General features: G+C 38.9%; 22 protein-coding genes. 20 read left to right on the top strand and 2 right to left on the bottom strand.

Going from position 1 to position 24,100, the window contains the following annotated elements; all coding sequences use genetic code 11:
* Positions 1–13 precede the first annotated feature (13 nt).
* The 7 genes from FA727_RS10060 (at position 14) to FA727_RS10030 (ending at position 6,616) form a co-directional block, all read left to right on the top strand.
* On the top strand, positions 14–424 hold the full coding sequence (locus FA727_RS10060; RefSeq protein WP_136830751.1) for an Asp23/Gls24 family envelope stress response protein: 411 nt from the start codon (positions 14–16) through the stop codon (positions 422–424).
* Positions 425–752: 328 nt separating this feature from the next.
* Positions 753–1,136, top strand: a complete 384-nt coding sequence (gene nusB, locus FA727_RS10055) for a transcription antitermination factor NusB (protein ID WP_136831062.1) — start codon at positions 753–755, stop codon at positions 1,134–1,136.
* 83 nt (positions 1,137–1,219) lie between these two features.
* Positions 1,220–2,572, top strand: a complete 1,353-nt coding sequence (gene xseA / locus FA727_RS10050) for an exodeoxyribonuclease VII large subunit (RefSeq protein WP_136830750.1) — start codon at positions 1,220–1,222, stop codon at positions 2,570–2,572.
* On the top strand, positions 2,572–2,799 hold the full coding sequence (locus FA727_RS10045) for an exodeoxyribonuclease VII small subunit (RefSeq protein ID WP_126406934.1): 228 nt from the start codon (positions 2,572–2,574) through the stop codon (positions 2,797–2,799). Before xseA ends, FA727_RS10045 begins: the two co-directional genes overlap by 1 nt.
* A gap of 1 nt (position 2,800) precedes the next feature.
* Positions 2,801–3,688 (top strand): polyprenyl synthetase family protein, encoded by an 888-nt coding sequence (locus FA727_RS10040; protein ID WP_136830749.1) that lies wholly within the window; start codon positions 2,801–2,803, stop codon positions 3,686–3,688.
* Between the two features lie 192 nt (positions 3,689–3,880).
* A complete protein-coding gene (gene dxs / locus FA727_RS10035; protein ID WP_136830748.1) occupies positions 3,881–5,773 on the top strand; it encodes a 1-deoxy-D-xylulose-5-phosphate synthase in 1,893 nt (630 codons plus the stop codon).
* 3 nt (positions 5,774–5,776) lie between these two features.
* Positions 5,777–6,616 carry a TlyA family RNA methyltransferase gene (locus FA727_RS10030; RefSeq protein ID WP_136830747.1) on the top strand — a complete coding sequence of 280 codons (840 nt, stop codon included), beginning with the start codon at positions 5,777–5,779 and terminating at the stop codon, positions 6,614–6,616.
* Between the two features lie 35 nt (positions 6,617–6,651).
* Here the strand turns inward: FA727_RS10030 and FA727_RS10025 are convergent, their stop codons facing one another.
* Entirely contained in the window at positions 6,652–7,182 is a 531-nt protein-coding gene (locus FA727_RS10025) for a dihydrofolate reductase family protein (RefSeq protein WP_136830746.1), read from the bottom strand.
* A gap of 219 nt (positions 7,183–7,401) precedes the next feature.
* Between FA727_RS10025 and ahrC the strand changes: the two genes are divergently transcribed.
* From ahrC to FA727_RS09995, 6 genes are all read left to right on the top strand, one after another.
* Positions 7,402–7,851, top strand: a complete 450-nt coding sequence (gene ahrC / locus FA727_RS10020) for a transcriptional regulator AhrC/ArgR (RefSeq protein WP_126406926.1) — start codon at positions 7,402–7,404, stop codon at positions 7,849–7,851.
* 17 nt (positions 7,852–7,868) lie between these two features.
* Positions 7,869–9,557 carry a DNA repair protein RecN gene (gene recN, locus FA727_RS10015; protein ID WP_136830745.1) on the top strand — a complete coding sequence of 563 codons (1,689 nt, stop codon included), beginning with the start codon at positions 7,869–7,871 and terminating at the stop codon, positions 9,555–9,557.
* Positions 9,558–9,681: 124 nt separating this feature from the next.
* On the top strand, positions 9,682–10,974 hold the full coding sequence (gene spoIVB / locus FA727_RS10010) for a SpoIVB peptidase (protein ID WP_438646614.1): 1,293 nt from the start codon (positions 9,682–9,684) through the stop codon (positions 10,972–10,974).
* A 282-nt stretch (positions 10,975–11,256) separates the two neighbouring features.
* Positions 11,257–12,051: a sporulation transcription factor Spo0A gene (gene spo0A / locus FA727_RS10005; protein ID WP_136830744.1), complete on the top strand. Its 795-nt coding sequence runs from the start codon at positions 11,257–11,259 to the stop codon at positions 12,049–12,051.
* A gap of 197 nt (positions 12,052–12,248) precedes the next feature.
* On the top strand, positions 12,249–13,823 hold the full coding sequence (locus FA727_RS10000; protein WP_136830743.1) for a FapA family protein: 1,575 nt from the start codon (positions 12,249–12,251) through the stop codon (positions 13,821–13,823).
* Positions 13,824–13,866: 43 nt separating this feature from the next.
* Positions 13,867–14,592, top strand: coding sequence for a glycerophosphodiester phosphodiesterase (locus tag FA727_RS09995; RefSeq protein WP_136830742.1), 726 nt, complete (start codon positions 13,867–13,869; stop codon positions 14,590–14,592).
* A gap of 34 nt (positions 14,593–14,626) precedes the next feature.
* On the opposite strand, the gene FA727_RS09990 is transcribed toward FA727_RS09995, so the two are convergent.
* On the bottom strand, positions 14,627–14,866 hold the full coding sequence (locus FA727_RS09990; protein ID WP_126406916.1) for a DUF2627 domain-containing protein: 240 nt from the start codon (positions 14,864–14,866) through the stop codon (positions 14,627–14,629).
* A gap of 261 nt (positions 14,867–15,127) precedes the next feature.
* Here FA727_RS09990 and FA727_RS09985 point away from each other — a divergent pair, with 261 nt between their 5' ends.
* The 7 genes from FA727_RS09985 (at position 15,128) to FA727_RS09955 (ending at position 24,084) form a co-directional block, all read left to right on the top strand.
* A complete protein-coding gene (locus tag FA727_RS09985; protein ID WP_136830741.1) occupies positions 15,128–17,206 on the top strand; it encodes a sigma-54 interaction domain-containing protein in 2,079 nt (692 codons plus the stop codon).
* A 155-nt stretch (positions 17,207–17,361) separates the two neighbouring features.
* The gene (gene yqiS / locus FA727_RS09980; RefSeq protein WP_136830740.1) at positions 17,362–18,276 is read left to right on the top strand and encodes a phosphate butyryltransferase; all 915 of its coding nucleotides are present in this window, start codon (positions 17,362–17,364) and stop codon (positions 18,274–18,276) included.
* Positions 18,277–18,323: 47 nt separating this feature from the next.
* The gene (gene bcd, locus FA727_RS09975; RefSeq protein ID WP_136830739.1) at positions 18,324–19,418 is read left to right on the top strand and encodes a branched-chain amino acid dehydrogenase; all 1,095 of its coding nucleotides are present in this window, start codon (positions 18,324–18,326) and stop codon (positions 19,416–19,418) included.
* Between the two features lie 98 nt (positions 19,419–19,516).
* Positions 19,517–20,635: a butyrate kinase gene (gene buk, locus FA727_RS09970; protein ID WP_136830738.1), complete on the top strand. Its 1,119-nt coding sequence runs from the start codon at positions 19,517–19,519 to the stop codon at positions 20,633–20,635.
* Positions 20,636–20,639: 4 nt separating this feature from the next.
* Complete coding sequence (gene lpdA, locus FA727_RS09965; RefSeq protein WP_136830737.1) at positions 20,640–22,061, top strand: dihydrolipoyl dehydrogenase; 1,422 nt, start codon at positions 20,640–20,642, stop codon at positions 22,059–22,061.
* 87 nt (positions 22,062–22,148) lie between these two features.
* Positions 22,149–23,087: a thiamine pyrophosphate-dependent dehydrogenase E1 component subunit alpha gene (locus FA727_RS09960; protein WP_246041812.1), complete on the top strand. Its 939-nt coding sequence runs from the start codon at positions 22,149–22,151 to the stop codon at positions 23,085–23,087.
* Positions 23,088–23,100: 13 nt separating this feature from the next.
* Positions 23,101–24,084, top strand: coding sequence for an alpha-ketoacid dehydrogenase subunit beta (locus FA727_RS09955; protein ID WP_136830735.1), 984 nt, complete (start codon positions 23,101–23,103; stop codon positions 24,082–24,084).
* Positions 24,085–24,100 lie beyond the last annotated feature (16 nt).

Below are 24,100 nucleotides of genomic sequence, written 5' to 3'. Positions count from 1 at the left end.
GAGGTAGATAGATATGAGTGAAAATAACATTCTTGAAATGAGTCAAGGCACGACTGGACTTGGAAAAGTTGAAATTGCTCCTGAGGTAATTGAAGTCATTGCTGGTATTGCTGCAACAGAGGTTGAGGGCGTATCACAAATGCGTGGCAACTTCGCTACGGGTGTAGTTGAAAGATTAGGGAAGAAGAATCATGGAAAAGGCGTAAAGGTAGAGTTAACGGAAGACGGTATTAAAGTTGATGTCTACTGCTTTATGAAATTCGGTGTTTCGATTCCGACTATCGCTAATAAAGTACAGGATAACATTCGCCAAGCCTTACTCAATATGACGGCGCTAGAAGTTGAAGAAGTGAACGTTCATATTGTCGGAATTCAGTTCGAAAATCAAAAACAAGAAGTTGTTGAAACTGAACAAGAAATGTAAGTTAGAAAAGCCAGAGACAGTAAAACGTCTTTGGTTTTTTTCTCTTTTTGGAGCAAAAATTATATAGAGTGATGTCCACATTGTGTCAAATTGTAGTATTACAGAACGAAAAATAAGGAAATAGTGAGACTGTACACTCATAATTCCTTTAACATTGTCTTTTTGTTATGCTATTATTTTTAATGACCTATTGAAAAGCGTTATGGCTTGATTAGCGGCGTATGGATGGACATAAGAAATACAGAATCCTGCACGCCATCCAAGCTAAGCTAGAAATTCAAATAACAAAGAAGATTATAACAATCCTAAAAGGAGCATTTAATAGATGATGAAAAGAAGAACAGCTAGAGAAAAGGCCTTACAGGCATTATTCCAAATTGACGTGAGTGAAGTAGATCCGAAAGAAGCGATTGAGCACGTTCTAGAAGGCGCACCTAATGATCAATATTTATACAAATTAGTTCTAGGTGTTGTTGAAAATTTGGCTGCAATCGACGAACAAATCCAAGAAAATCTTGAAAATTGGACAATCGATCGCTTAGCAACCGTTGATCGAAATCTACTTCGAATTTCTGCTTATGAGCTTCTATATTGTAAAGATGAAGTGCCGACGAAAGTTGCCATTGATGAGGCGATTGAAATTGCGAAAATCTATGGTGACGACAAATCAAGTAAATTCGTAAATGGAATCCTTTCTAAAGTAGTGAAGTGACCGAATAAGAAAAGCTTTTAATAAGCTTCAAGAGTATCCTACTTAGTTTTAAGAAATGAGCCTTAACTAAAGGAGTTTTTTATATGAAGGAGCAACGTTATCTCACGGTTACGGCCCTAACAAAATATATTAAGAGAAAATTTGATGCCGACCCGCACCTTCAGGACGTACTTGTTAAGGGAGAAATATCAAATTTCAAACAGCATTCTAGTGGGCATATGTATTTCACCTTAAAGGATGAGAAGGCAAGAATCTTAGCTGTTATGTTCTCTGGAAGTGCTCGTTCGATGAAATTCAGCCCTGAAAATGGGATGAAAGTTCTCATTACGGGGAGTATAACGCTCTATGAGCAAAGTGGCCAATATCAGATTTATGTAAAGAGCATGCAGCCAGATGGAATAGGGGATTTATATTTAGCCTATGAACAGTTGAAGGAAAAGCTAGAAAAAGAAGGGCTTTTCTCCACTGCTCATAAAAAAATATTGCCCAAATACCCAAAAACGATTGGGGTTATTACTTCACCCACTGGTGCAGCAGTCCGCGATATTATTACAACAATTAAAAGAAGATATCCGATCGCCCATATTCTTATCCTTCCTGCACTTGTTCAGGGAGACAATGCGAAACATTCGGTTGTAAAAGCAATTGAGAAAGCAAATGAAATGGCTGAAATTGATACGTTGATTGTTGGTCGTGGTGGCGGTTCAATTGAGGAGCTTTGGGCATTTAACGAGGAAATTGTCGCTCGAGCGATATACGCTTCAAAAATTCCAATAATATCAGCTGTTGGACATGAAACGGACTTTACGATTGCTGATTTTGTTGCGGATATGCGAGCTCCAACGCCGACAGGGGCTGCGGAAATGGCTGTTCCTCATATTGATGAGCTCATGGAAAGAGTGCTGACAAGACAAACGAGATTACTTAGAGTCATGAAAGAAAGAATTCAATTTGATAGACAACGTCTTAATCGCATAGAGAAATCCTATGCCTTTCGATATCCACGTAGAGTGTATGAGCAAAAGATGGAGCAAGTGGATAAAACGACCGAGCGCCTAATACGTGGAGCAGAGAAAGTCTTTTTAGGTAAAAAAGAAACGTTTACAAACTTACATAGACGAATTGAGAGAAATAGTCCGAATGAATTGTTAAAACAAGCACTTTTACAACATGAACGACTAGCCAAGCAAATGAATCGAGCGATGACAGGAATTTTTTCTGAAAAACAAAAGGATTTTCGTCAAATGATTGTCACTCTTGAGGCTCTAAGCCCATTAAAGATCATGGATCGTGGGTATAGTCTGGTTTATAACGAGGAAGACAAGCTTGTTAAGAGCATCGAGCAAATATCTACAGATGATCCGATTAAGGTTCGTATGTCGGACGGTTCGCTGCTTTGTAAAGTAGTGGAGGTTCAAGGGGAGGAGAATAAGTGATGGCAGATAAAGTATCTTTTGAAGAGGCAATGAAGAAACTTGAAGATATCGTGGAACGTCTTGAAGAAGGAGATGTCCCTCTTGAGGAAGCGATCTCCATTTATCGTCAAGGAATGGAACTCTCTAAGTTGTGTCACGACAAGCTAAAAGACGTTGAAGAGCAACTAACCCAGATTTTAACGGAAGATGGAAAAAAAGAAGACTTTTCCATTCAAGAGGAGGAATAATGTGGAACAGTCTCTCTTGAATTCCTTTTCCGAAAAGTATAAGGAATTACTTGAACAGCAACTAAGGACAAGCGTTAATGAGATGAATGCGCCATCGATCATTAAAGAAGCGATGCTCTATTCCCTTGAAGCAGGTGGTAAAAGAATTCGACCTCTTTTACTATTTGCAACTGTAGATGCGTTTGGGGAACAAGCAGAAAAGGGACTTATGACGGCGGCAGCTGTAGAAATGATTCATACATATTCTTTAATTCACGATGATTTGCCAAGTATGGATAATGATGATCTCAGAAGAGGCAGACCAACCAATCATAAGGTTTATGGTGACGCCTTTGCGATTTTAGCAGGTGATGCCCTCTTAACATATGGGTTCCAATTAATTACGGATTCAAAGAATGTGGATGCGGAAACGAAAATCCGTTTAATCCGTGAACTAGCGATTGCCGCAGGTGCTGAAGGAATGGTTGGTGGCCAGGTTGCAGATATGAATGGAGAAAATCAAGTTCTTTCTTTAGAGGAACTCGAATACATTCATAATCATAAAACAGGAAAACTCTTAGCTTTTTGTGCTGTTGCTGGAGCGATTTTATCAGGAGCAAGCGATGAGGTTATCGAGAAATTTAGAGCGTTTGCCCTCCATCTTGGACTTGCCTTCCAAATTCGTGATGATATTCTTGATTTAGAAGGACAAGAGGAAAAGTTAGGGAAGCCAGTTGGAAGCGATGAGCATAATCACAAGAGTACTTATCCGGCTTTGTTGACAATGGATGGAGCAAAACATACATTAGAAAAAGAGATTGAAGCAGCCAAGGCAATGTTAAAAGCAACAGGAGTTAATACGAGACTGTTAGAGGAACTAACGGATCTTGTAGCAACTCGAGACCACTGAAACTAGGCATCATTGAGAAAAGGCTATATATATGTTATAATACAGATTGATTTTCGTTACATAAATTTATGTATATAAGAACAAATCAACTCTGACGTGGTGTCAGTTCGACCGTTATCACATTAGTGTTAGCGGTTCTTTTTTCAGTAATAGCATTGAAACCGAATTAGAAATGAAAGCGAGTGATCCATTATGGATCTATTATCAATAAAAGACCCAGCCTTTTTAAAGAAGATGTCCAATGAGGAATTGGAAGTGCTTAGTCAAGATATCCGCGAATTTTTGATCGCAAAGCTTTCCAAAACGGGTGGACATATTGGGCCTAATTTAGGTGTGGTTGAATTAACGATTGCTCTTCATAAATGCTTTGATAGTCCTAAGGATAAAATTTTATGGGATGTTGGGCATCAATCTTATGTTCATAAGATTCTTACTGGAAGAGCTAATCAATTTGATACGTTACGACAATATAAAGGTCTTTGTGGTTTTCCGAAAATGGTTGAAAGCGAGCATGATGTTTGGGAAACGGGGCATAGCTCTACTTCTCTATCTGCTGCGATGGGAATGGCGATTGCACGCGATTTGAAAAAGGAAAAATCCTTTGTCATTCCTGTTATTGGTGATGGAGCATTAACAGGTGGAATGGCTCTTGAGGCGCTAAATCATATTGGTCATGAAAAGAAAAATATGATCGTTGTATTAAATGACAATGAAATGTCAATTGCACCAAATGTAGGTGCTCTTCATAACGTTTTAGGTCGTTTAAGAACAGCAGGGAAGTATCAATGGGCAAAAGATGAATTGGAGCTTCTTCTCAAAAAAATTCCAGCTGTTGGTGGAAAAATCGCTTCTACGGCTGAAAGAATTAAGGATAGCTTAAAATATTTACTTGTTTCAGGAGTGTTCTTCGAAGAGTTAGGATTTACGTATTTGGGACCAATTGATGGTCACGACTATGAAGCATTATTTGAAAATCTAGCTTATGCAAAGAAAACAGAAGGACCTGTCTTGCTTCATGTCATTACGAAAAAAGGAAAAGGCTATGAGCCAGCTGAAAATGATAAGGTTGGTACTTGGCATGGAACTGGTGCTTATAAAATTGAAACAGGTGATTTTATCAAGCCTGCTGATGCGCCACCTGCATGGAGCAAATTAGTCAGTGAAACGGTACGAAGAATTGCTCGCGAAGATGACCGCATAGTAGCGATTACTCCGGCAATGCCAGTTGGATCAAAGCTCGAAGGCTTTGCGAGTGAATTCCCAGATCGTATGTATGACGTTGGAATTGCTGAACAGCATGCAGCGACAGTTGCGGCAGGATTAGCGACACAGAAGATGAAGCCGTTTTTAGCGATTTATTCGACTTTCCTTCAACGTGCATATGATCAAGTCGTTCATGATATTTGTCGTCAAAATTTAAATGTGTTCTTTGGTATTGACCGAGCAGGGCTTGTTGGTGCCGACGGCGAAACGCATCAAGGTGTATTCGATATTGCCTTTTTAAGACATATCCCGAATCTCGTGCTGATGATGCCGAAGGATGAAAATGAAGGGCAGCACATGGTCAACACAGCGATTAAATACGATGATGGCCCAATTGCGATGAGATTTCCTCGCGGTAATGGTCTTGGCGTTCCTATGGATAATGAGCTTAAAGAAATTCCAATCGGGACTTGGGAAGTGCTTAAGGAAGGAACGGACGGTGTTATTCTAACGTTTGGAACCACTATTCCGATGGCGTTGAAGGCTACAGAAATTCTTGAAAAACAAGGCATTTCAATCAAAGTAGTTAATGCTCGTTTTATTAAGCCTTTGGATGAAAAAATGCTTCTTGAGTTGTTTGAACTGAACATCCCAATCCTGACGTTAGAAGAAGCGGTTCTTCAAGGTGGATTTGGTAGTTCTGTATTAGAATTCGCTGCTGATCAAGGTTTCCATCTTGTTCGAATTGACCGCATGGGAATTCCGGATAAATTTATCGAACACGGCAGTGTCAATGAATTGTTAGAGGAAATTGGTTTGACAACAGATGATGTCGTGAAAAAGCTACAATCTCTAGCTAGAAAAAAACAAAAAAGGGCTTAAACGATGAAAACAAAAAAGGAACGGATCGATGTTTTGCTAGTTGAAAGAGGCTTAGCTGAAACTCGTGAAAAGGCAAAGAGAGCCGTTATGGCTGGTCTTGTATATTGCAATGAAGAACGGGTAGACAAGCCAGGTGAGAAAATTAGTGTTGAGAGTCCTCTTGTAATAAAGGGCAATGTCCTTCCATATGTAAGTCGGGGTGGATTAAAGCTTGAAAAGGCCCTAAAGGTATTTGATGTTGAGGTAAAAGATAAAGTGTTAATCGATATTGGTGCATCCACAGGAGGATTTACCGATTGTGCTCTCCAAAATGGCGCGAAAATGTCGTATGCCCTTGATGTAGGTTACAATCAGTTAGCATGGAAACTAAGACAGGATGAGCGGGTTGTGGTGATGGAAAGAACGAATTTTCGTTATGTCACACCTGCTGACCTAGTTGGTGAAATGCCGAATTTCGCATCGATCGATGTCTCCTTTATTTCACTCAAATTGATTTTACCAGTGTTAAAAACATTGCTCGTAACAGGCAGTGATGTTGTTGCATTAGTGAAGCCACAATTCGAGGCAGGACGGGAACAGGTTGGAAAAAAGGGGATTGTGAGAGATCCGAAGGTGCATGAATCTGTTGTAGATAAAATGATCGAATTTGCATTAAACGAAGGCTATGATGTGAAAAATTTATCATTCTCTCCGATTACCGGTGGCGATGGTAATATCGAATTTCTACTGCATCTTCAATGGAATGGGGCAAAGGAAAAAGGAGAATTGGATTTACCAACGCCTCCTTCGCAAATAGTGGCAAACGCCCATCAACAACTAAAGAGTAAACAGAGTGAAGAATAAAATTGAGCAGTCCGATTGGGCTGCTTTTTATCCTTCTAATTCACAATGTAGTGCAATTCAACAAACTGATTAAACGTCCTTGTCCCTTTTAATGTAAGGTCGATTTGATAATCACCAGCTTTAAATAACGGAATTCCTTCACCGATAATTTGCGGAGCAACTGTTATGATCATTTCATCGACTAATTTTTTCTTTATGAAGGAATGCAATAACTCGCCTCCACCGACAATCCATATGTTTTTTCCTTCTTGAGCCCTAAGTGTATTCGTAAATTGAACGACATCTTCGTTTACAAACCTTACATCTTCAGTATCTTCGGTGGCTGATTGTGTAAAAACATAGCATGCTTTGTTTTTATATGGAAATTCTTCGAGGTCATGCTTCAAAAGCCAATCATACGTTTTCTTCCCCATTACAACTGTGTCTACTGTTTCATAAAACTCAGAATAGCCGTTGTCTCCTTTCCCTTCCACTTTAAAAAGCCAATCAAGAGAATCGTCTTTTGTGGCAATATATCCGTCTAAACTCGACGCTATGAATAATACGACATTTCGATTGTGTTTCATGTTTTTCTCCTTTATAATAGAATATACGTTCGTATTAAGTATATCATAACCTTTCAATTTTATTTGTGTTCTAAATCTTTTTTAAGCAAATATAGAGGATTTTGTCAGGAATTGCCGAATAAATATACGAAAAAGTATACATTCTTACGAAATTCCGCTAACATATTAGGGAATACATAACAGCAAAGAGTAGGATTGTATAATACTTGAGGTGATGGTATGAATAAAGGTCAAAGACATATTAAAATACGTGAAATTATTACGAATAATGATATTGAAACGCAGGATGATTTAGTTGATCAACTGAAAAGCGCTGGATTTAACGTGACACAGGCAACTGTTTCAAGAGATATTAAGGAACTTCACTTAGTTAAAGTACCTCTCATGGATGGACGCTACAAATATAGCCTCCCAGCTGACCAACGTTTTAACCCGTTACAGAAGCTTAAAAGAAATCTAATGGATGCATTTGTCAGAATTGATCATGCAGGTCATTTGTTAGTCATGAAGACTCTTCCGGGAAATGCTATGGCCATCGGTGCTCTCATTGATAATCTTGATTGGGAAGAAATTCTTGGGACCATCTGTGGTGACGATACGATTTTGATTATTTGTAAATCAGAAGCCGAGACAGAAGGAATACAGGCTCGTTTTCTTGAAATGTTATAAATCTCGAGGTGACATTCATGCTTAGTGAATTATCCATCAAAAATTTTGCGATAATTGAAGAACTCTCCATTTCCTTTGAAAAAGGGTTGACCGTACTTTCTGGGGAAACGGGTGCAGGGAAATCGATTATCATTGATGCGATTCATTTAATAGTTGGTGGAAGAGGCTCGTCTGAATTTGTCCGCCATGGGAAAGATAAAACAGAAATCGAAGGACTATTTCAAATCGATAGTGACAACCATCCTTTATTCGCAAGGGCAGAGGAATTTGGTATCGATGTTGAAGAAGGAATGATTGTTTTACGACGGGAGATTTCCAAAAGTGGAAAAAGCGTATGTAGGATCAATGGGAAGCTTGTGACCATTTCTACTCTTAGAGAAATTGGAAGCACACTTGTGGATATTCATGGACAACATGAGCATCAAGAATTGATGGATGAAACTAAGCATCTATCTTTGCTTGACCAATTTGGTGGAGAAGAGATTGAACTTGTCTCACAGGAATACATAAGCATTTATCAATCGTATGTAGAAACATTAAAAAGACTTAAAGACTTAAGTGAAAATGAACAACAAATGGCGCATCGTTTGGATTTGCTTTCTTTTCAGCTAGATGAAATTCAAAATGCTAATCTAAAGTTAAATGAAGATGAAGAGCTCATCGAAGAAAAGAGAAGATTGAGTAATTACGAAAAACTTCATGAAGCCATCAATCTAAGTTATTCTGCCCTTCAAGGAGATAATAAAGGGCTTGATTGGCTAGGACTTGCTATGAGCCATTTAGAGGATGCAGCCTCCATTGACACAGAATATAAGGAAACAGCTGAAACGGTGTCCAATAGCTTTTATCAGCTTGAAGATGTTATGAGAAGCTTACGTAATGAGCTTGATTCCTTAGAGTTTGATCCTGAGAGGTTAAGCAATATTGAAGAACGATTGAATGAAATCAATCAATTAAAGCGTAAATACGGAAAAACCATTGAAGAAATTTTAGAATATGGGGCAAAAATTGAAGAGGAATTAGAAACCTTACAAAATAAAGAAACCCATATTGAAAAATTACAGAAAGAACTTTCAATCATTAAGAAGGATCTTGCAGTCGAGGCACGTGAATTAAGCAACATCAGACAGAAATATGCCGGAGAATTAACGGATCTTATTCATAAGGAACTTAAAGAGCTCTATATGGAAAAGACCGTGTTTGAGGTTCGATTCAAAAGTGATTACGAAAATTTTACTCCAGTTGGTTCAGATAAAGTTGAATTTTATTTATCCACGAATCCAGGAGAACCGTTAAAGCAACTTTCGAAAACGGCTTCTGGAGGAGAGCTTTCAAGAATCATGCTTGCATTAAAGAGTATCTTCTCCAAGCATCAAGGTGTTACGTCGATTATTTTTGATGAAGTGGATACTGGTGTGAGTGGAAGAGTTGCACAAGCCATCGCTGAAAAAATTTATCATGTCTCTGTTGATTCGCAAGTTCTTTGTATTTCTCATTTGCCACAGGTTGCAGCAATGGCGGATACCCATCTTTATATTGCAAAAAATATCTTGGATGGTAGAACAAGAACATCTGTGAAAAAACTGGAAGAAAATGAAAAAATCAGTGAAATTGGACGAATGATTTCGGGTGTTGAAATTACGGATTTAACAAAAGAACATGCCAAGGAACTGCTCCAATTAGCGAAAGAAATTAAAATAATTTGAAAAGCTACCCAGATTGGGTAGCTTTTTTATATGTCTTCTGGTTATAAATGAGTCTGAAGCAGGCAAAATTAATGATGTAGCCATTAAAGAGTGAGTGTGTGGACTAGAAGCGAGGAGAGTGAAGATGTTGAGTTTTGAACTTCTTAGAAAAATAATTGGTGGAATTCTCCTTGTTTCAATCGTTGCAATTGGATTTTCCAAACCAGTTCAACAATATATTCAATTACCGAAAGAAATTACTTTATTTGAAGGACAAGAGTTTTCTTTTCAAAAATCACAGCCTGTCTCGGCAGAGGTAAAAGATGATCATCTTAGTGTGTCGGTTGATGATGTGGACAATACCGTTTCCTTAAATGCGAAAAAGTATGGAAAAAATGAGATGCTCTTAGAGTTAGCTGGATTTCCGATTAAAAAGGTTGATGTAAATGTTTTAAAGGATTTTAAAGTAATCCCAGGTGGACAATCAATTGGTGTAAAGCTAAATACTGTAGGGGTGCTTGTGGTCGGGCACCATCAAGTAAATACGCAAGAAGGAAAGCAGTCGCCTGGAGAAGCGGCAGGAATCAAAGTTGGAGACATTATTACAAAGATTAACGGAAAACAAATTGAAAAAATGTCAGATGTAGCTCCATTTGTGCAAGAAGCAGGAGAATCCGGTAAACCACTTAAGCTTGAAATTAGCCGTGAGAGTGGTAAAATATCAACAGAGTTAAAACCTCAGAAAGAAAAAGGGGAAGAAAAATATAAGCTCGGTCTCTATATTCGAGATTCAGCTGCGGGAATTGGGACGATGACGTTTTATCATCCTCAATCAAAACGCTATGGGGCTTTAGGCCATGTCATTTCAGATATGGACACGAAAAAGCCAATTGTTGTAGAAGATGGACAAATTGTCCGCTCTACTGTTACGTCTATTGAAAAAGGAAGCAATGGGGATCCCGGTGAGAAACTGGCTAGGTTCTCTTCAGATAAAGAAGTAATTGGTGACATCACACGGAACAGCCCTTTTGGGATTTTCGGTACGCTTAATCGGGAAATTGAAAATGGAGTTATGGATAAAGCTTTACCAATTGCTTTATCCCATCAAGTAAAAGAAGGTCCTGCTCAAATACTGACAGTAGTTGATAATGATGAAGTAAAGCCATTTGATATAGAAATTGTCAGTACGATTCCACAAAAGTTTCCGGCAACTAAAGGCATGGTCATTAAGGTAACGGACAAGGAGCTCCTTGAAAAAACAGGAGGGATTGTTCAAGGGATGTCAGGTAGTCCGATTATTCAGGACGGAAAGGTTGTTGGAGCGGTCACTCACGTATTTGTTAATGATCCGACTTCAGGATACGGAGTCCACATTGAATGGATGTTAAACGAGGCAGGAATCGATATTTATGAAAAAGAAGAACAAAAAGCGAGTTAATTAAAAGCTGGTCAGAGAAGATAGGCGGGAATTTTTCCGCCTTTTTCTTCCGTTAAAAATAAAGATTTTTCGACAAAATGATGTGAAAGAAAAAATCAACTGACGAAACAAGTCGAAAATACAAGAAAACGGGAGAAAATTAAAGATTTTAATCAATTTCGTAGAAAAAATTAAAAAATGAAGAGGATTTTTATTGGCTTTGTCGAATTGAATAATTAGAATAGAAATATAGACATTTCAATAAGAGACGAGAAACTCAAAAGGTCGAGGAGGAAACTGTACGTGAAGAAAATAAAAGTTTGTATCGTAGATGACAATCGAGAACTAGTGGGTCTGTTAGAGGATTATGTATCTTCGCAAGAAGATATGGAAGTTGTGGGTGTTGCCCACAATGGTCAGGAATGCCTCGAGGTTTTGGCTGAAACTGACCCTGATGTTCTTGTTTTAGATATTATCATGCCTCATTTAGATGGATTAGCGGTTCTAGAACGAGTGCGGGAATTGAAAAAGAATTCTCTACCTAGTGTGATTATGCTTACAGCTTTCGGACAAGAGGATGTAACAAAGAAAGCAGTTGAGCTAGGAGCTTCTTATTTTATTTTGAAGCCATTTGACTTAGAGCATTTAGGAAATCATATCCGTCAAGTTAGCGGTAGACCAAGTCCTGTAATGAGAAAACCGATGTTAACAAATGCGTCAAGATTGGTTGTAGAAGAAAAACCAAAGAACCTTGATGCAAGCATTACAAGCATTATTCACGAAATTGGTGTACCAGCACATATCAAAGGTTATTTATATTTACGTGAAGCGATTTCTATGGTGTATAAAGATATTGAATTATTGGGTTCAATTACAAAAGTGCTTTATCCAGATATTGCGAAAAAGTACAATACAACAGCGAGCCGCGTTGAACGCGCCATCCGCCATGCAATTGAAGTAGCATGGAGCCGTGGGAACATTGATTCTATTTCGTCTTTATTTGGGTATACAGTATCTATGTCTAAGGCGAAACCAACAAACTCAGAGTTTATCGCAATGGTTGCAGATAAATTGCGCTTGGAGCATAAGGCTTCTTGAAAGGAATAGGAATATAGGTATTAGGCGCCGAAATGGCGTCTTTTATTTTGTTGAGTTATTTAAAAAATCCTAAACATTACTTAAATATTGGTTCTAAAGAAATAGGTTTGAGAAAAGAGAACTATTTTTTCATACAATTTCTACAATTATTGATTTATACTGAAGTTAGAACTTTTATTTTTGAAAGGTACTTTCAAATGGAAAAATTTAAAAATGAATATATCTTGATCGAAGAAGAACATCATTCTATTTGTGTAACCGTTTTTAAGAGAGGTTTTTTACTAAGGCATTTTCTTGAAATCATTCGTGAGATTCCAACAATTAAGATTACTCAAGACAAAAATCTTCAAGAAGCGCTCGTTTTAGCATCAAATGTCAGAGTTGAAATTGGTGAAAACTTACCTCTTATTTGTTTATCCGTTTCAGAAGATAAAATGGAAGCTTCCATCGTATTGAATTGTACCCAGGCGGATTTGGACGATAGAAGAGAATTTTATGTCGGAGAAATTCTGAAAACAATACATGATAACAAAGTAACTGAAGGGATTCTAGTTGATAGGTTACAAGACGGACTTCGTCCTCAGCAGGAAATACTTATCGCTCGCGGAGTTCAACCAATTGATGGGAAGGACGCCCAGATTCGTTATTTCTCTCTATCTGAAAGAAAACCTACGATTCGTCAGGACGGTACAGCGGATTATTATGATATGAACTTTATCGATGAAGTGAAAAAGGGGGATTGGCTCGGCGAAAAAATCCCAGCTACAAATGGGACTTCTGGTCGAACAATAACTGGTGAGATGGTTGTGCCTAAAAAGGGACGAGATCTCAAACTCCTGTACGACCGAAAGTCCGTTGTCGAAGAGGTAGAAGACGGCGGTAAAATTGTTCTAAGGGCCATGATTGATGGGGTCGTTTCATTTGAGCAAGGAAAAATTTCCGTTGGTGATCATCTGAGAATCGATGGAGATGTAGGGATCGAAACAGGGAATATTATTTTTGACGGAAGTGTGACCATTCGAGGAATAGTCCAACCGGGATTTTCAGTCGCAGCCACTAAAGATATCTCGATTCTTGGTGAGATGGGACTTAGCGGGATTAAATCAATTACATCGCAAAATGGTGATATTTTTATTAAAGGTGGCATTTTTGGACAGGGTGCATCGAAGGTTAAGGCTGGTAAAAATATTTTCCTCAAGCATGCCAATGACAGTCATCTTGTTGCGAAAGAGGACATTCATATTGGATATTATGCGATTGGAAGTTCCATAAATGCACGCCATATTCTTACTGAAGAAAGACACGGGAAAATAATTGGTGGGAAGCTTGAAGCGAAGGGGAAGGTTGTAGCTGCTATTATTGGAAATAGTATGGAAAGAAAAACATTTATACATATTGAAGGATTCAACCGTTCCATTTTAACAGAACAGCTGGAAGAAATGCTTCAAGAGTACAAAAAGGAATTAACTGCTTTTGAAACATTAAAAAAACGAATCGATGCCTTTGAAAACTCTTCAAGAAGAAAAGAAGAAGACAGTCAGCTACAAATAATGCAGGATGAATTCGATCAAAGATTGTCTAGCCTTTCGAAGCTTGATGACAAATGTAAATATGTTGCAAATCTCCTTGAAATAAAAGGAGAAGGAGAGGTTACCATTAAAAAGGTTGCCTATCCTGGAACATTTTTGGAAATCAAAAACGCAGGTAAAAAAATTGCATCCTCCGTCATGGGTACTTTTTATGTGACAGGGAGTATAATGCAGTACGAATAAAAAAGTTCGGGCGATGCTCTGAGACTTGAAGGAGGTAATTTGATTGACACTCATTTTTGCACACCGCGGATATTCTGCTAAATACCCAGAAAACACGATGAAGGCCTTTAAGGAAGCAGAGAAGGCTGGTGCTGATGGGATTGAACTAGATGTCCAATTTACCAAGGATGGCAAAATTGTTGTTATTCATGATGATAAAGTCGATCGGACTACAAATGGAACTGGGTTTGTAAAGGATTATACGTTTGACGAATTACGTAAACTTGATGCCGGTTACCAGCATAAGATCTTATTAAAAAAAGAGCCAATTCCATCCATAAAGGAAGTTCTTGAGTGGCTCAAAACAAACCAGCTTCAATGCAATATTGAAATTAAAAGTAGTCTGGAATCGTATATGAAAATTGAGGCACCTCTAATAGGGCTTATTCGAGAATATGGGCTGTCAGAAAGAATCATTATCTCGTCTTTTAATCATTATAGTATTGTATACTGCCATAGAATCGCTCCAGAAATCGAAATAGCGCCTCTTTATGCTGAAGGACTATTTATGCCTTGGATCTATTCTGAGTCGATTAAGGCAAAGGGGATGCATCCGAATCACAAGGTTGCACCGAATGAGATCATTAAAGCAGCAGAAGAATATGGGATTCAAGTAAGACCGTATACAGTCAATAAAGAGAAAGATATGCGGAGACTATTTGAAATAGGCTGTTCTGCATTTATTACAGACGATCCAGTAAAAGCGCTAAAAATGCGCAAACAATATTAAAAAAATGCTTGGTGAAATCATTCTCACCAAGCATTTATGCTTTAAATCGACCTTGTACTTTGTTTTTCTTTCGATCACGATGTAAGATGAATCCTCCAATGAAGGCTAATCCTGCCACAAAAAGAAGCAATCCTACTAGAAATTGTAGCCATAGAAAAGAAGCTGTGAAAGGACCATTCGTAATTCCGAATACCATATCCCTCATTAATTTCACTCCATAAGCTGCAAAAGCTCCAGGTATGACCAATATTAATAACGCAAAGATTCGTATCATAAATATCCTCTTTCCTTATTCTTCCCCTATATTATAGCATGCCTTTTCCTACATAAATAGGCGAAAACTTTCCAAAGAAAAATTGTCAAAGTGAAAATTAAACACTACAATAAGAATGTATGCAAAAATATTCAAGGTAGAGTGAATCATCTACCATGAAAAATTTTTCTTACTAAATAGATTCTGCAATGTACATAGAGCTTTAAAATTTTTTAGCACTTCCCATATGGAACTGATTAAACTAAAGGCGGTAGAGGCATCATGCAAACGGTGATGATTGTTGGCGCAGGGACCGGTGGTCTGGCCATTCTTAAAATTTTAAAAGAAACAGCCGTCTTAGATGTTAAAGTTGTCATCGATGTTGATGAAAATGCTCCAGGGATGCAATTTGCAAAAGAACACGGTATTTCAATAGATACTGACTGGACAGCGCATTTACATGATCCTATTGATATTATTATCGAGGTAACTGGGAAAGACGAAGTATTTAAAGGGATTCTTGAAAAAAGAAATCGAAATACGGTATTGATTCCTGGTAGTGTAGCTTACCTTATCGCAAAGCTAATTGAGGAAAAGGAAGAGCTTATTACCAGACTGGAAAATGAAACATATAAACATGATTTGATTTTTAATGCAACAGATGACGGCATGCTTGTTGTTGATAAGAATACTCGGATCATTTTGATAAACAAAAGTGCAGCAAAGATGATTGGGGTAAAGAAGAGTGACGTTATTGGTCAAAATGTTTTAGATGTTATTCCGACAAGTCGTTTGCCAATGATAATACGAACGGGTCGTCCGGAGTCGAACCAGGAGCAAGTCCTTGCAAATGGATTGAAAATTATTACAACCCGTATACCTATGATTGATGAAAACCATCAGTTAATCGGTGCCTTTGCTGTGTTTAAGGATATCACCGAGGTTGTTAATCTAGCGGAAGAATTAACGAACCAAAAAGAAATCCAAACAATGCTTGAGGCTGTTATTCAGTCAAGTGAGGAAGCCATTTCTGTAGTTGATGAATATGGAAAAGGGATTATTATCAATCCCGCCTATACACGAATTACGGGTTTAAGTGAAGACGAGGTAATCGGTCAGCCGGCAACAGCGGATATCTCAGAAGGCGACGAGAGTATGCATATGCAGGTGTTAAAGACAAGGAAGCCTGTCCGTGGAGTTGCCATGCGATTAGGTCCTCATAAGCGTGAAGTAATTGTGAATGTAGCTCCTGTAATTGTTGATGGGAAGCTAAAGGGCAGTGTTGGCGTCATACATGATATGTCTGAAATAAAGAACTTAAATCGAGAATTAAATCGAGCAAGGCAGATTATTCGTACTCTTGAGGCTAAGTATTCCTTTGAAGATATTATTGGTGACTCAACCGAATTTCAATTAGCGATAGAACAAGCAAAGCTTGGAGCGAAGACACCAGCGACAGTTCTTCTTCGTGGTGAGTCAGGTACGGGTAAGGAGTTGTTTGCCCATGCAATACATAATGCAAGTGATCGAAAGTACAATAAATTCGTTCGAGTAAACTGTGCGGCTCTTTCAGAATCTTTGTTAGAGAGTGAACTTTTTGGATATGAGGAAGGTGCTTTCTCAGGAGCAAAGAGAGGCGGGAAACGAGGGCTTTTTGAAGAAGCCAATAATGGTAGTATTTTTTTGGATGAGATTGGTGAATTATCAGCTAATACACAAGCGAAACTATTAAGAGTCCTACAAGAAAATGAAATTACCCGAGTTGGCGGAACAAAACCGATTTCCATCAATGTAAGAGTCATCGCAGCTACAAATGTTAATATTGAAAAAGGGATCATAAACGGTACATTCCGTGAGGATTTATATTATCGCCTCAATCGAATGCCGATTCATATTCCGCCATTAAGAGATAGAAAAGAGGATATTCCTTCCTTGTGCAATCGACTTTTACAAAAGATAAACCAGGATTATGGTCGTAATGTTGAAGGAATTACACCTGCTGCTATGAAGCTTTTGCTTCAATATAATTGGCCGGGGAATGTGCGGGAACTAGATAATATTCTTGGACGAGCCGTCATTTTTATGAACTATCATGAAAATGAAATCGACGTCCATCATATTCCTGAACTAAAAATGAGCCAAGAAACAAAAGTGGAGCCATCTTTTTCGCCGATTTCTAACGGTGAATCCTTGAATAGCTTATTGGAGCAGTATGAAAGGAATATTATTATCGATACGTTGGCAAAAATGAAAGGGAATAAAACGGAAACAGCAAAAGCCTTAGGACTTTCGCTACGAAATTTATATTACAAGCTTGAAAAATTAGATATTGCAAATGATAGCACGCAAAATTTTTCATAACCATGCAATAAAATTCATGGATAAATTCGTTATTAAAACGCTTTCTTCAAAATTTGAGTTGGCACGAAACTTGCAAAAAAATATTTGGGATGCAAAAAGTGTATTCGACCGTAAAGAGAGAATATGAGACATAGCCGAAGGGGGTTGGATACAAAATGAAGTTGGAATCGTTAATTGATAAAGCAGCCCAATTTGATGAAGTAACAGTCGCAATTGCAGCTGCCGAGGATGAAGATGTTCTTGAAGCTGTGCAGGCAGCAATAAGCCGAGAGCTTGCTCGCTTCTTATTGTTTGGGAACAAAGAAAAGATTGAGGAAATGATTGAGGTAAAATTTCCGAATATCGTAGGTAATGAGAGGATAAAGATCGTTCACACGCCCACGAATCAATTAGCTACTGAAAGGGCAGTGAAAGCTGTTTCTTTAAATGAAGCTAATGTATTAATGAAGGGGAATGTTCCGACTGCCACGTTGTTAAAGGCAGTATTGAATAAAGATTTTGGTTTAAGAACAGGAAACGTTCTTTCTCATGTAGCCGTTTTCGAAGTTCCGGACTTTGACCGCTTTATTTTTGTAACTGATGCCGCGATGAATATCGCTCCGGACCTAGGGCAGAAGGTCCAGATTATTCATAATTCTGTACAAATCGCTCGCAGAATAGGTATCGAACGGCCACTAGTTGCCCCGATTGCCGCTGTAGAGGTTGTTAATGCAAATATGCCAGCAACAACAGATGCTGCATTACTTACGCAGATGAATAGAAGAGGTCAAATTAAAGATTGTTTAATCGATGGACCTCTTGCATTGGACAATGCGATTTCGATTTCTGCCGCAGAGCATAAAGGAATCGATAGTGAAGTAGCTGGGCGGGCAGATATTTTATTTGTCCCAACAATTGAAGTGGGCAATGCCCTTTATAAATCCTTAACCTACTTTGCCAAAGCAAAAGTTGGGGCAGTTATAGCAGGTGCAACAGCGCCAATTGTATTAACATCCCGATCAGATTCTGCTGAGAGCAAGCTTTATTCACTAGCTGTAGCTATTTGTTCAGCAAACCATGAAATAAGATAAGTACTATAAACCTAAAAAATATTACTAAGTTTGAGGAGAGATACAACATGGAAATTTTCAAATACATGGAAACTTACGATTACGAGCAGTTAGTATTTTGCCAGGATAAACAATCTGGACTAAAAGCCATTATTGCCATTCATGATACAACATTAGGACCTGCTTTAGGTGGGACAAGAATGTGGACATATGAATCAGAAGAAGCTGCAATCGAAGATGCTCTTCGTCTAGCAAAGGGTATGACGTATAAAAACGCAGCTGCTGGATTGAACTTAGGTGGAGGTAAAACGGTTATCATTGGAGATCCTCGTACTGATAAGAGTGAAGAACTATTCCGTGCTTTCGGTCGTTATATCCAAGGATTAAATGGTCGCTATATCACTGCTGAGGATGTAGGCACAACGGTTGCAGACATGGATTTAATTCATGAGGAAACAGATTATGTAACTGGAATTTCTCCAGCATTCGGTTCTTCAGGAAATCCTTCTCCAGTAACAGCTTACGGTGTTTACCGCGGGATGAAGGCAGCTGCGAAGGAAGCATTTGGCAATGATTCTCTTGAAGGTAAAGTAATTGCAGTTCAAGGTGTTGGGAATGTAGCATACAATTTATGCCGTCATCTTCATGAAGAAGGCGCACAACTAATTGTAACGGATATTAATAAAGAAGCAGTCCAAAGAGCTGTTGAAGAGTTCGGCGCAAAAGCAGTTGAGCCGAATGAAATTTACAGTGTTGATTGTGATATCTATGCTCCTTGCGCATTAGGCGCTACTATCAATGACGATACAATTCCGCAAATCAAAGCGAAGGTTATTGCTGGAGCAGCTAATAATCAGTTAAAGGATACTCGTCATGGTGACATCATTCATGAAATGGGCATTATTTATGCTCCTGACTATGTCATTAATGCTGGTGGAGTTATTAACGTAGCTGATGAACTTTATGGATATAATCGTGACCGCGCGATGAAGAGAGTAGAAACCATTTATCAAAACATCGAAAAGGTTATTGATATTTCTAAGCGTGATGGTATTCCTACTTATAAAGCAGCAGACAGAATGGCAGAAGAACGAATTGAAAAAATGCGTAACTCACGTAGTCAATTCCTTCAAAATGGTCACCATATTTTAAGCAGAAGATAACAAGACAAGGAAAAAGGCTGAATCGAGATTTTGGTATTCAGCTTTTTTTCCATGCACACGGTGTATAGATGTATTGTATCTAATTGGAGGTTTACGTTGTGTCGGATTTAACCAATCGAATTCTCGTCATAAATCCTGGTTCTACTTCAACGAAAATTGGCGTTTTCGATAATGAAGTACCTATTTTTGAAAAAACAATTCGTCATGAACAAGGTGTTATTAGTCAATTCAACAATATCATTGAGCAATATGAATTCCGTAAGAAAGTGATATTAGAATCGTTAGACGTCGAGGGGATCAATATATCGAAGTTAAAGGCTGTTTGTGGACGTGGGGGATTACTTCGCCCGATAGAAGGTGGAACCTACCGGGTCAATGAAGAAATGTTGACCGATTTACGAGCGGGGTATGCAGGAGAGCATGCTTCCAACTTGGGTGGCATTATTGCCAATGAAATTGCCTCTGGATTGAATATTCCAGCGTATATTGTCGATCCTGTAGTTGTAGACGAACTAGACCCGCTAGCGCGAATTTCAGGCTTTGCTTTAATCGAAAGAAAAAGTATTTTTCATGCCTTAAATCAAAAGGCTGTGGCGAGAAGGGTCGCAAAAGAATTAGGAAAAAAATATGAAGAACTTAACTTAATCGTCGCTCATATGGGTGGTGGGATCACCGTTGGCGTTCACAGGCAAGGAAGAGTTGTTGATGTGAATAACGGACTTCACGGAGATGGACCTTTCAGTCCTGAGCGTGCTGGTACTGTTCCAGCTGGTGATTTAGTTGCCCTTTGTTATTCTGGAGAGTACTACTATGACGAAGTTATGAAGAAACTCGTTGGCCAAGGTGGGTTAGTTGGCTATTTAAACACGAATGATGCGATTACAGTTGAAAAAATGATTGAAAATGGCGATGAAAAAGCGAGCCTGGTTTATACGGCTATGGCTTATCAAGTAGCAAAAGAGATTGGCTCAGCAAGTGTCGTTCTTTCAGGCAAAGTGGATGCCATTGTTTTAACAGGTGGCTTAGCATACGGTAAAGAGTTTGTACGTTCGATTAGTGATCAAGTCAATTGGATTGCTGATGTCATCGTTCAACCTGGAGAGAATGAACTTCAAGCATTAGCAGAAGGAGCTCTTCGAGTGTTACGAGGGGAAGAACAAGAAAAACAATATCCGAATCCGATTAAAAAAAGCGAGACGGTTCTAAAAGGGAGGTAATGAAATGGCAGAGGAATATGATTTAGTGATATTAGGTGGAGGTACTGGCGGATATGTAGCAGCCATCCGTGCTTCCCAACTGGGGTTAAAAACAGCCATTGTTGAAAAATCAAAGCTTGGTGGAACATGTTTACATAAAGGATGTATTCCAAGTAAGGCATTACTTAGAAGTGCTGAAGTTTTTGCAACTGCCAAGCGAAGTGAAGAGTTCGGTGTCGTAACTGGAGATGTTACGTTGAATTTTGGCAAGGTTCAGGAAAGAAAAAATAGCATTATTGAACAGCTACACAAAGGTGTTCAACATTTGATGAAGCAGGGGAAAATTGATGTTTATGAAGGGATTGGAAGAATTTTAGGTCCATCAATTTTTTCTCCAATGCCTGGCACCATTTCCGTCGAACAAAAGAACGGCGAAGATAATGCGATGCTTATTCCGAAGAATGTTATTGTTGCAACAGGCTCTAGACCACGATCTCTTCCAGGTTTAGAAATTGACGGTGATGTTGTTATGACTTCTGATGAAGCATTGCAAATGGAATCTCTTCCAAAATCAATCATTATCGTTGGTGGAGGAGTTATTGGAATCGAATGGGCATCCATGCTTGCAGATTTCGGTGTAGAAGTATCGGTTATCGAGTATGCAGACCGTATCATTCCGACAGAGGATAAGGAAATTTCTAAAGAAATGCAGCGTTTATTCAAGAAACGTAGAATTAACGTTGTTACAAGTGCAAAGGTGTTACCTGAAACACTTCAAAAAGGCGATGGTGTCACAATTTCTGCTGAGGTGAAAGGTGAAGTTAAAGCTTTTCAAGCAGAAAAAATGCTTGTATCTGTTGGTCGTATGGCCAATGTTGAAGGAATTGGAATTGAAAACACTGAGATTCAAATCGATAAAGGTGTCATCGTAACAAATGAATTTTATCAAACAAAAGAATCTCATATTTATGCGATTGGTGATTGTATCGGTGGATTACAGCTAGCTCATGTCGCTTCTCATGAAGGAATTGTCGCAGTTGAACATATTGCTGGAGAAAAGCCAGAACCGATTGATTATCGCTTGATTTCTAAATGTATTTACAGTTCACCAGAAGTAGCGAGTGTAGGCTATAACGAGGATGAAGCGAAAGAAAAAGGCTTTAATGTGAAGGTTGGAAAATTCTCATTCCGCGCCATCGGAAAAGCTCTTGTTTTTGGCGAATCAGATGGTTTTGTAAAAATGATCGCAGATCAAGATACGAATGATATTTTAGGTGTTCATATGATTGGTCCACATGTGACTGATATGATTTCTGAAGCTGGGTTGGCGCAAGTGTTGGATGCAACACCGTGGGAGGTTGCACACACGATTCATCCACATCCGACTCTTTCTGAAGCAATTGGTGAAGCTGCTTTAGCTGTAGATGGTAAAGCAATCCATGGATAATTAATATTACAATTTTCTCGGGAGGGAATTAAATTGGTTGAAAATCGTCATAGTGCTCTCGGTTTAAGTGATGAGCAAGTGTTAAGTATGTATGAAACGATGCTTCTGGCAAGACGCATCGATGAACGGATGTGGCTTCTGAACCGTGCGGGGAAGATTCCATTCGTTATCTCCTGTCAAGGTCAAGAGGCAGCTCAAGTAGGTGCTGCTTTCGCATTGGATAAGGAAAAAGACTATGTTTTACCATATTACCGCGATATGGGTGTTGTTTTAACATTTGGGATGACTGCAAAGGATTTAATGCTTTCAGGTTTTGCAAAGGCTGAGGATCCGAATTCAGGTGGCCGCCAAATGCCAGGACATTTCGGACAAAAGAAAAACCGTATTGTCACAGGTTCTTCTCCAGTAACAACGCAGGTTCCTCATGCTGTTGGTGTTGCTTTAGCAGGAAAAATGGAAGGCAAGGACCTTGTGACATTTGTGACCTTTGGAGAAGGTTCATCGAACCAAGGAGATTTCCACGAAGGTGCAAACTTTGCTGGTGTTCATAAGCTTCCGGTTATTTTTATGTGTGAGAATAACAAATACGCAATCTCTGTTCCAATTGAAAAACAATTAGCTTGTGAGAAAGTATCCGATCGGGCGATTGGTTATGGTATGCCAGGTATTACAGTAGATGGAAACGATCCACTAGAGGTATATCAAGCAGTGAAAGAGGCAGCTGATCGTGGTCGTCGTGGAGAAGGTCCAACTTTAGTTGAGACAGTTTCTTATCGATTAACACCACATTCCTCTGATGATGATGATCGTAGCTATCGTGCTCCAGATGAAGTAGCTGAAGCGAAAACGAAGGATCCGATTATCACTTTCGGTGCGTATTTAAAAGAGACAGGTGTCATGGATGATGCAAAGGAAAAAGAAATCAATGATGCTGTCATGAAAATTGTGAACGAGGCAACAGATTACGCGGAAAATGCTCCATATGCAGAAGCAGAATATGCAATGAAGCATGTGTACTCAGAGTAAGGGGGAATGTGAAATGGCAGTCATTTCTTATATAGATGCAGTAACAATGGCAATTCGGGAGGAAATGGAAAGAGATCCGAAGGTGTTCGTTCTAGGGGAAGATGTAGGAAAAAAAGGTGGCGTTTTTAAAGCGACACAAGGGTTATATGAACAATTTGGTGAAGATCGTGTAATGGATACGCCATTAGCTGAATCTGCAATCGCAGGTGTCGGTATTGGGGCGGCAATGTACGGCATGCGTCCAATTGCAGAAATGCAATTTGCTGATTTTATTATGCCTGCTGTGAACCAAATTATTTCTGAGGCTGCTAAAATTCGCTACCGTTCTAACAACGATTGGAATTGTCCAATTGTCATCCGTGCTCCTTATGGTGGTGGTGTTCACGGGGCGTTGTATCATTCACAATCAGTTGAATCTGTATTTGCGAATCAACCAGGTCTTAAAATTGTTATGCCTTCTACTCCTTATGATGTAAAAGGATTATTAAAGGCAGCAATTCGTGATGAGGATCCAGTTCTATTTTTCGAGCATAAAAGAGCTTATCGCCTAATCAAGGGTGAAGTGCCGGTTGATGATTATGTTCTTCCAATCGGAAAAGCAGATGTCAAGCGTGAGGGTGATGATATCACCGTTATCACATATGGCCTATGTGTGCATTTTGCTCTACAAGCAGCCGAGCGACTTGCAAGTGATGGAATCTCTGCCCATATTTTAGATTTAAGAACAATCTATCCGCTTGATAAGGAAGCGATTATCGAAGCGGCCCGTAAGACAGGTAAAGTATTACTTGTTACGGAGGATAACAAAGAAGGTAGCATTATCAGCGAAGTATCAGCGATTATAGCAGAAAATTGCCTATTCGATTTAGATGCTCCGATTAAGCGATTAGCAGGCCCGGATGTACCGGCAATGCCTTATGCACCAACAATGGAAAAATTCTTTATGGTGAATCCTGATAAAGTTGAAAAGGCCATGAGAGAGTTGGCTGAATTTTAAATAGCAATGTTCGAGG

This window comes from Robertmurraya kyonggiensis, assembly GCF_005116465.1.
GTDB classification, from domain to species: Bacteria; Bacillota; Bacilli; order Bacillales; family Cytobacillaceae; genus Robertmurraya; species Robertmurraya kyonggiensis.
Note: the sequence above shows the minus strand (reverse complement) of the source record. Positions and strands in the feature narration are given on the sequence as shown.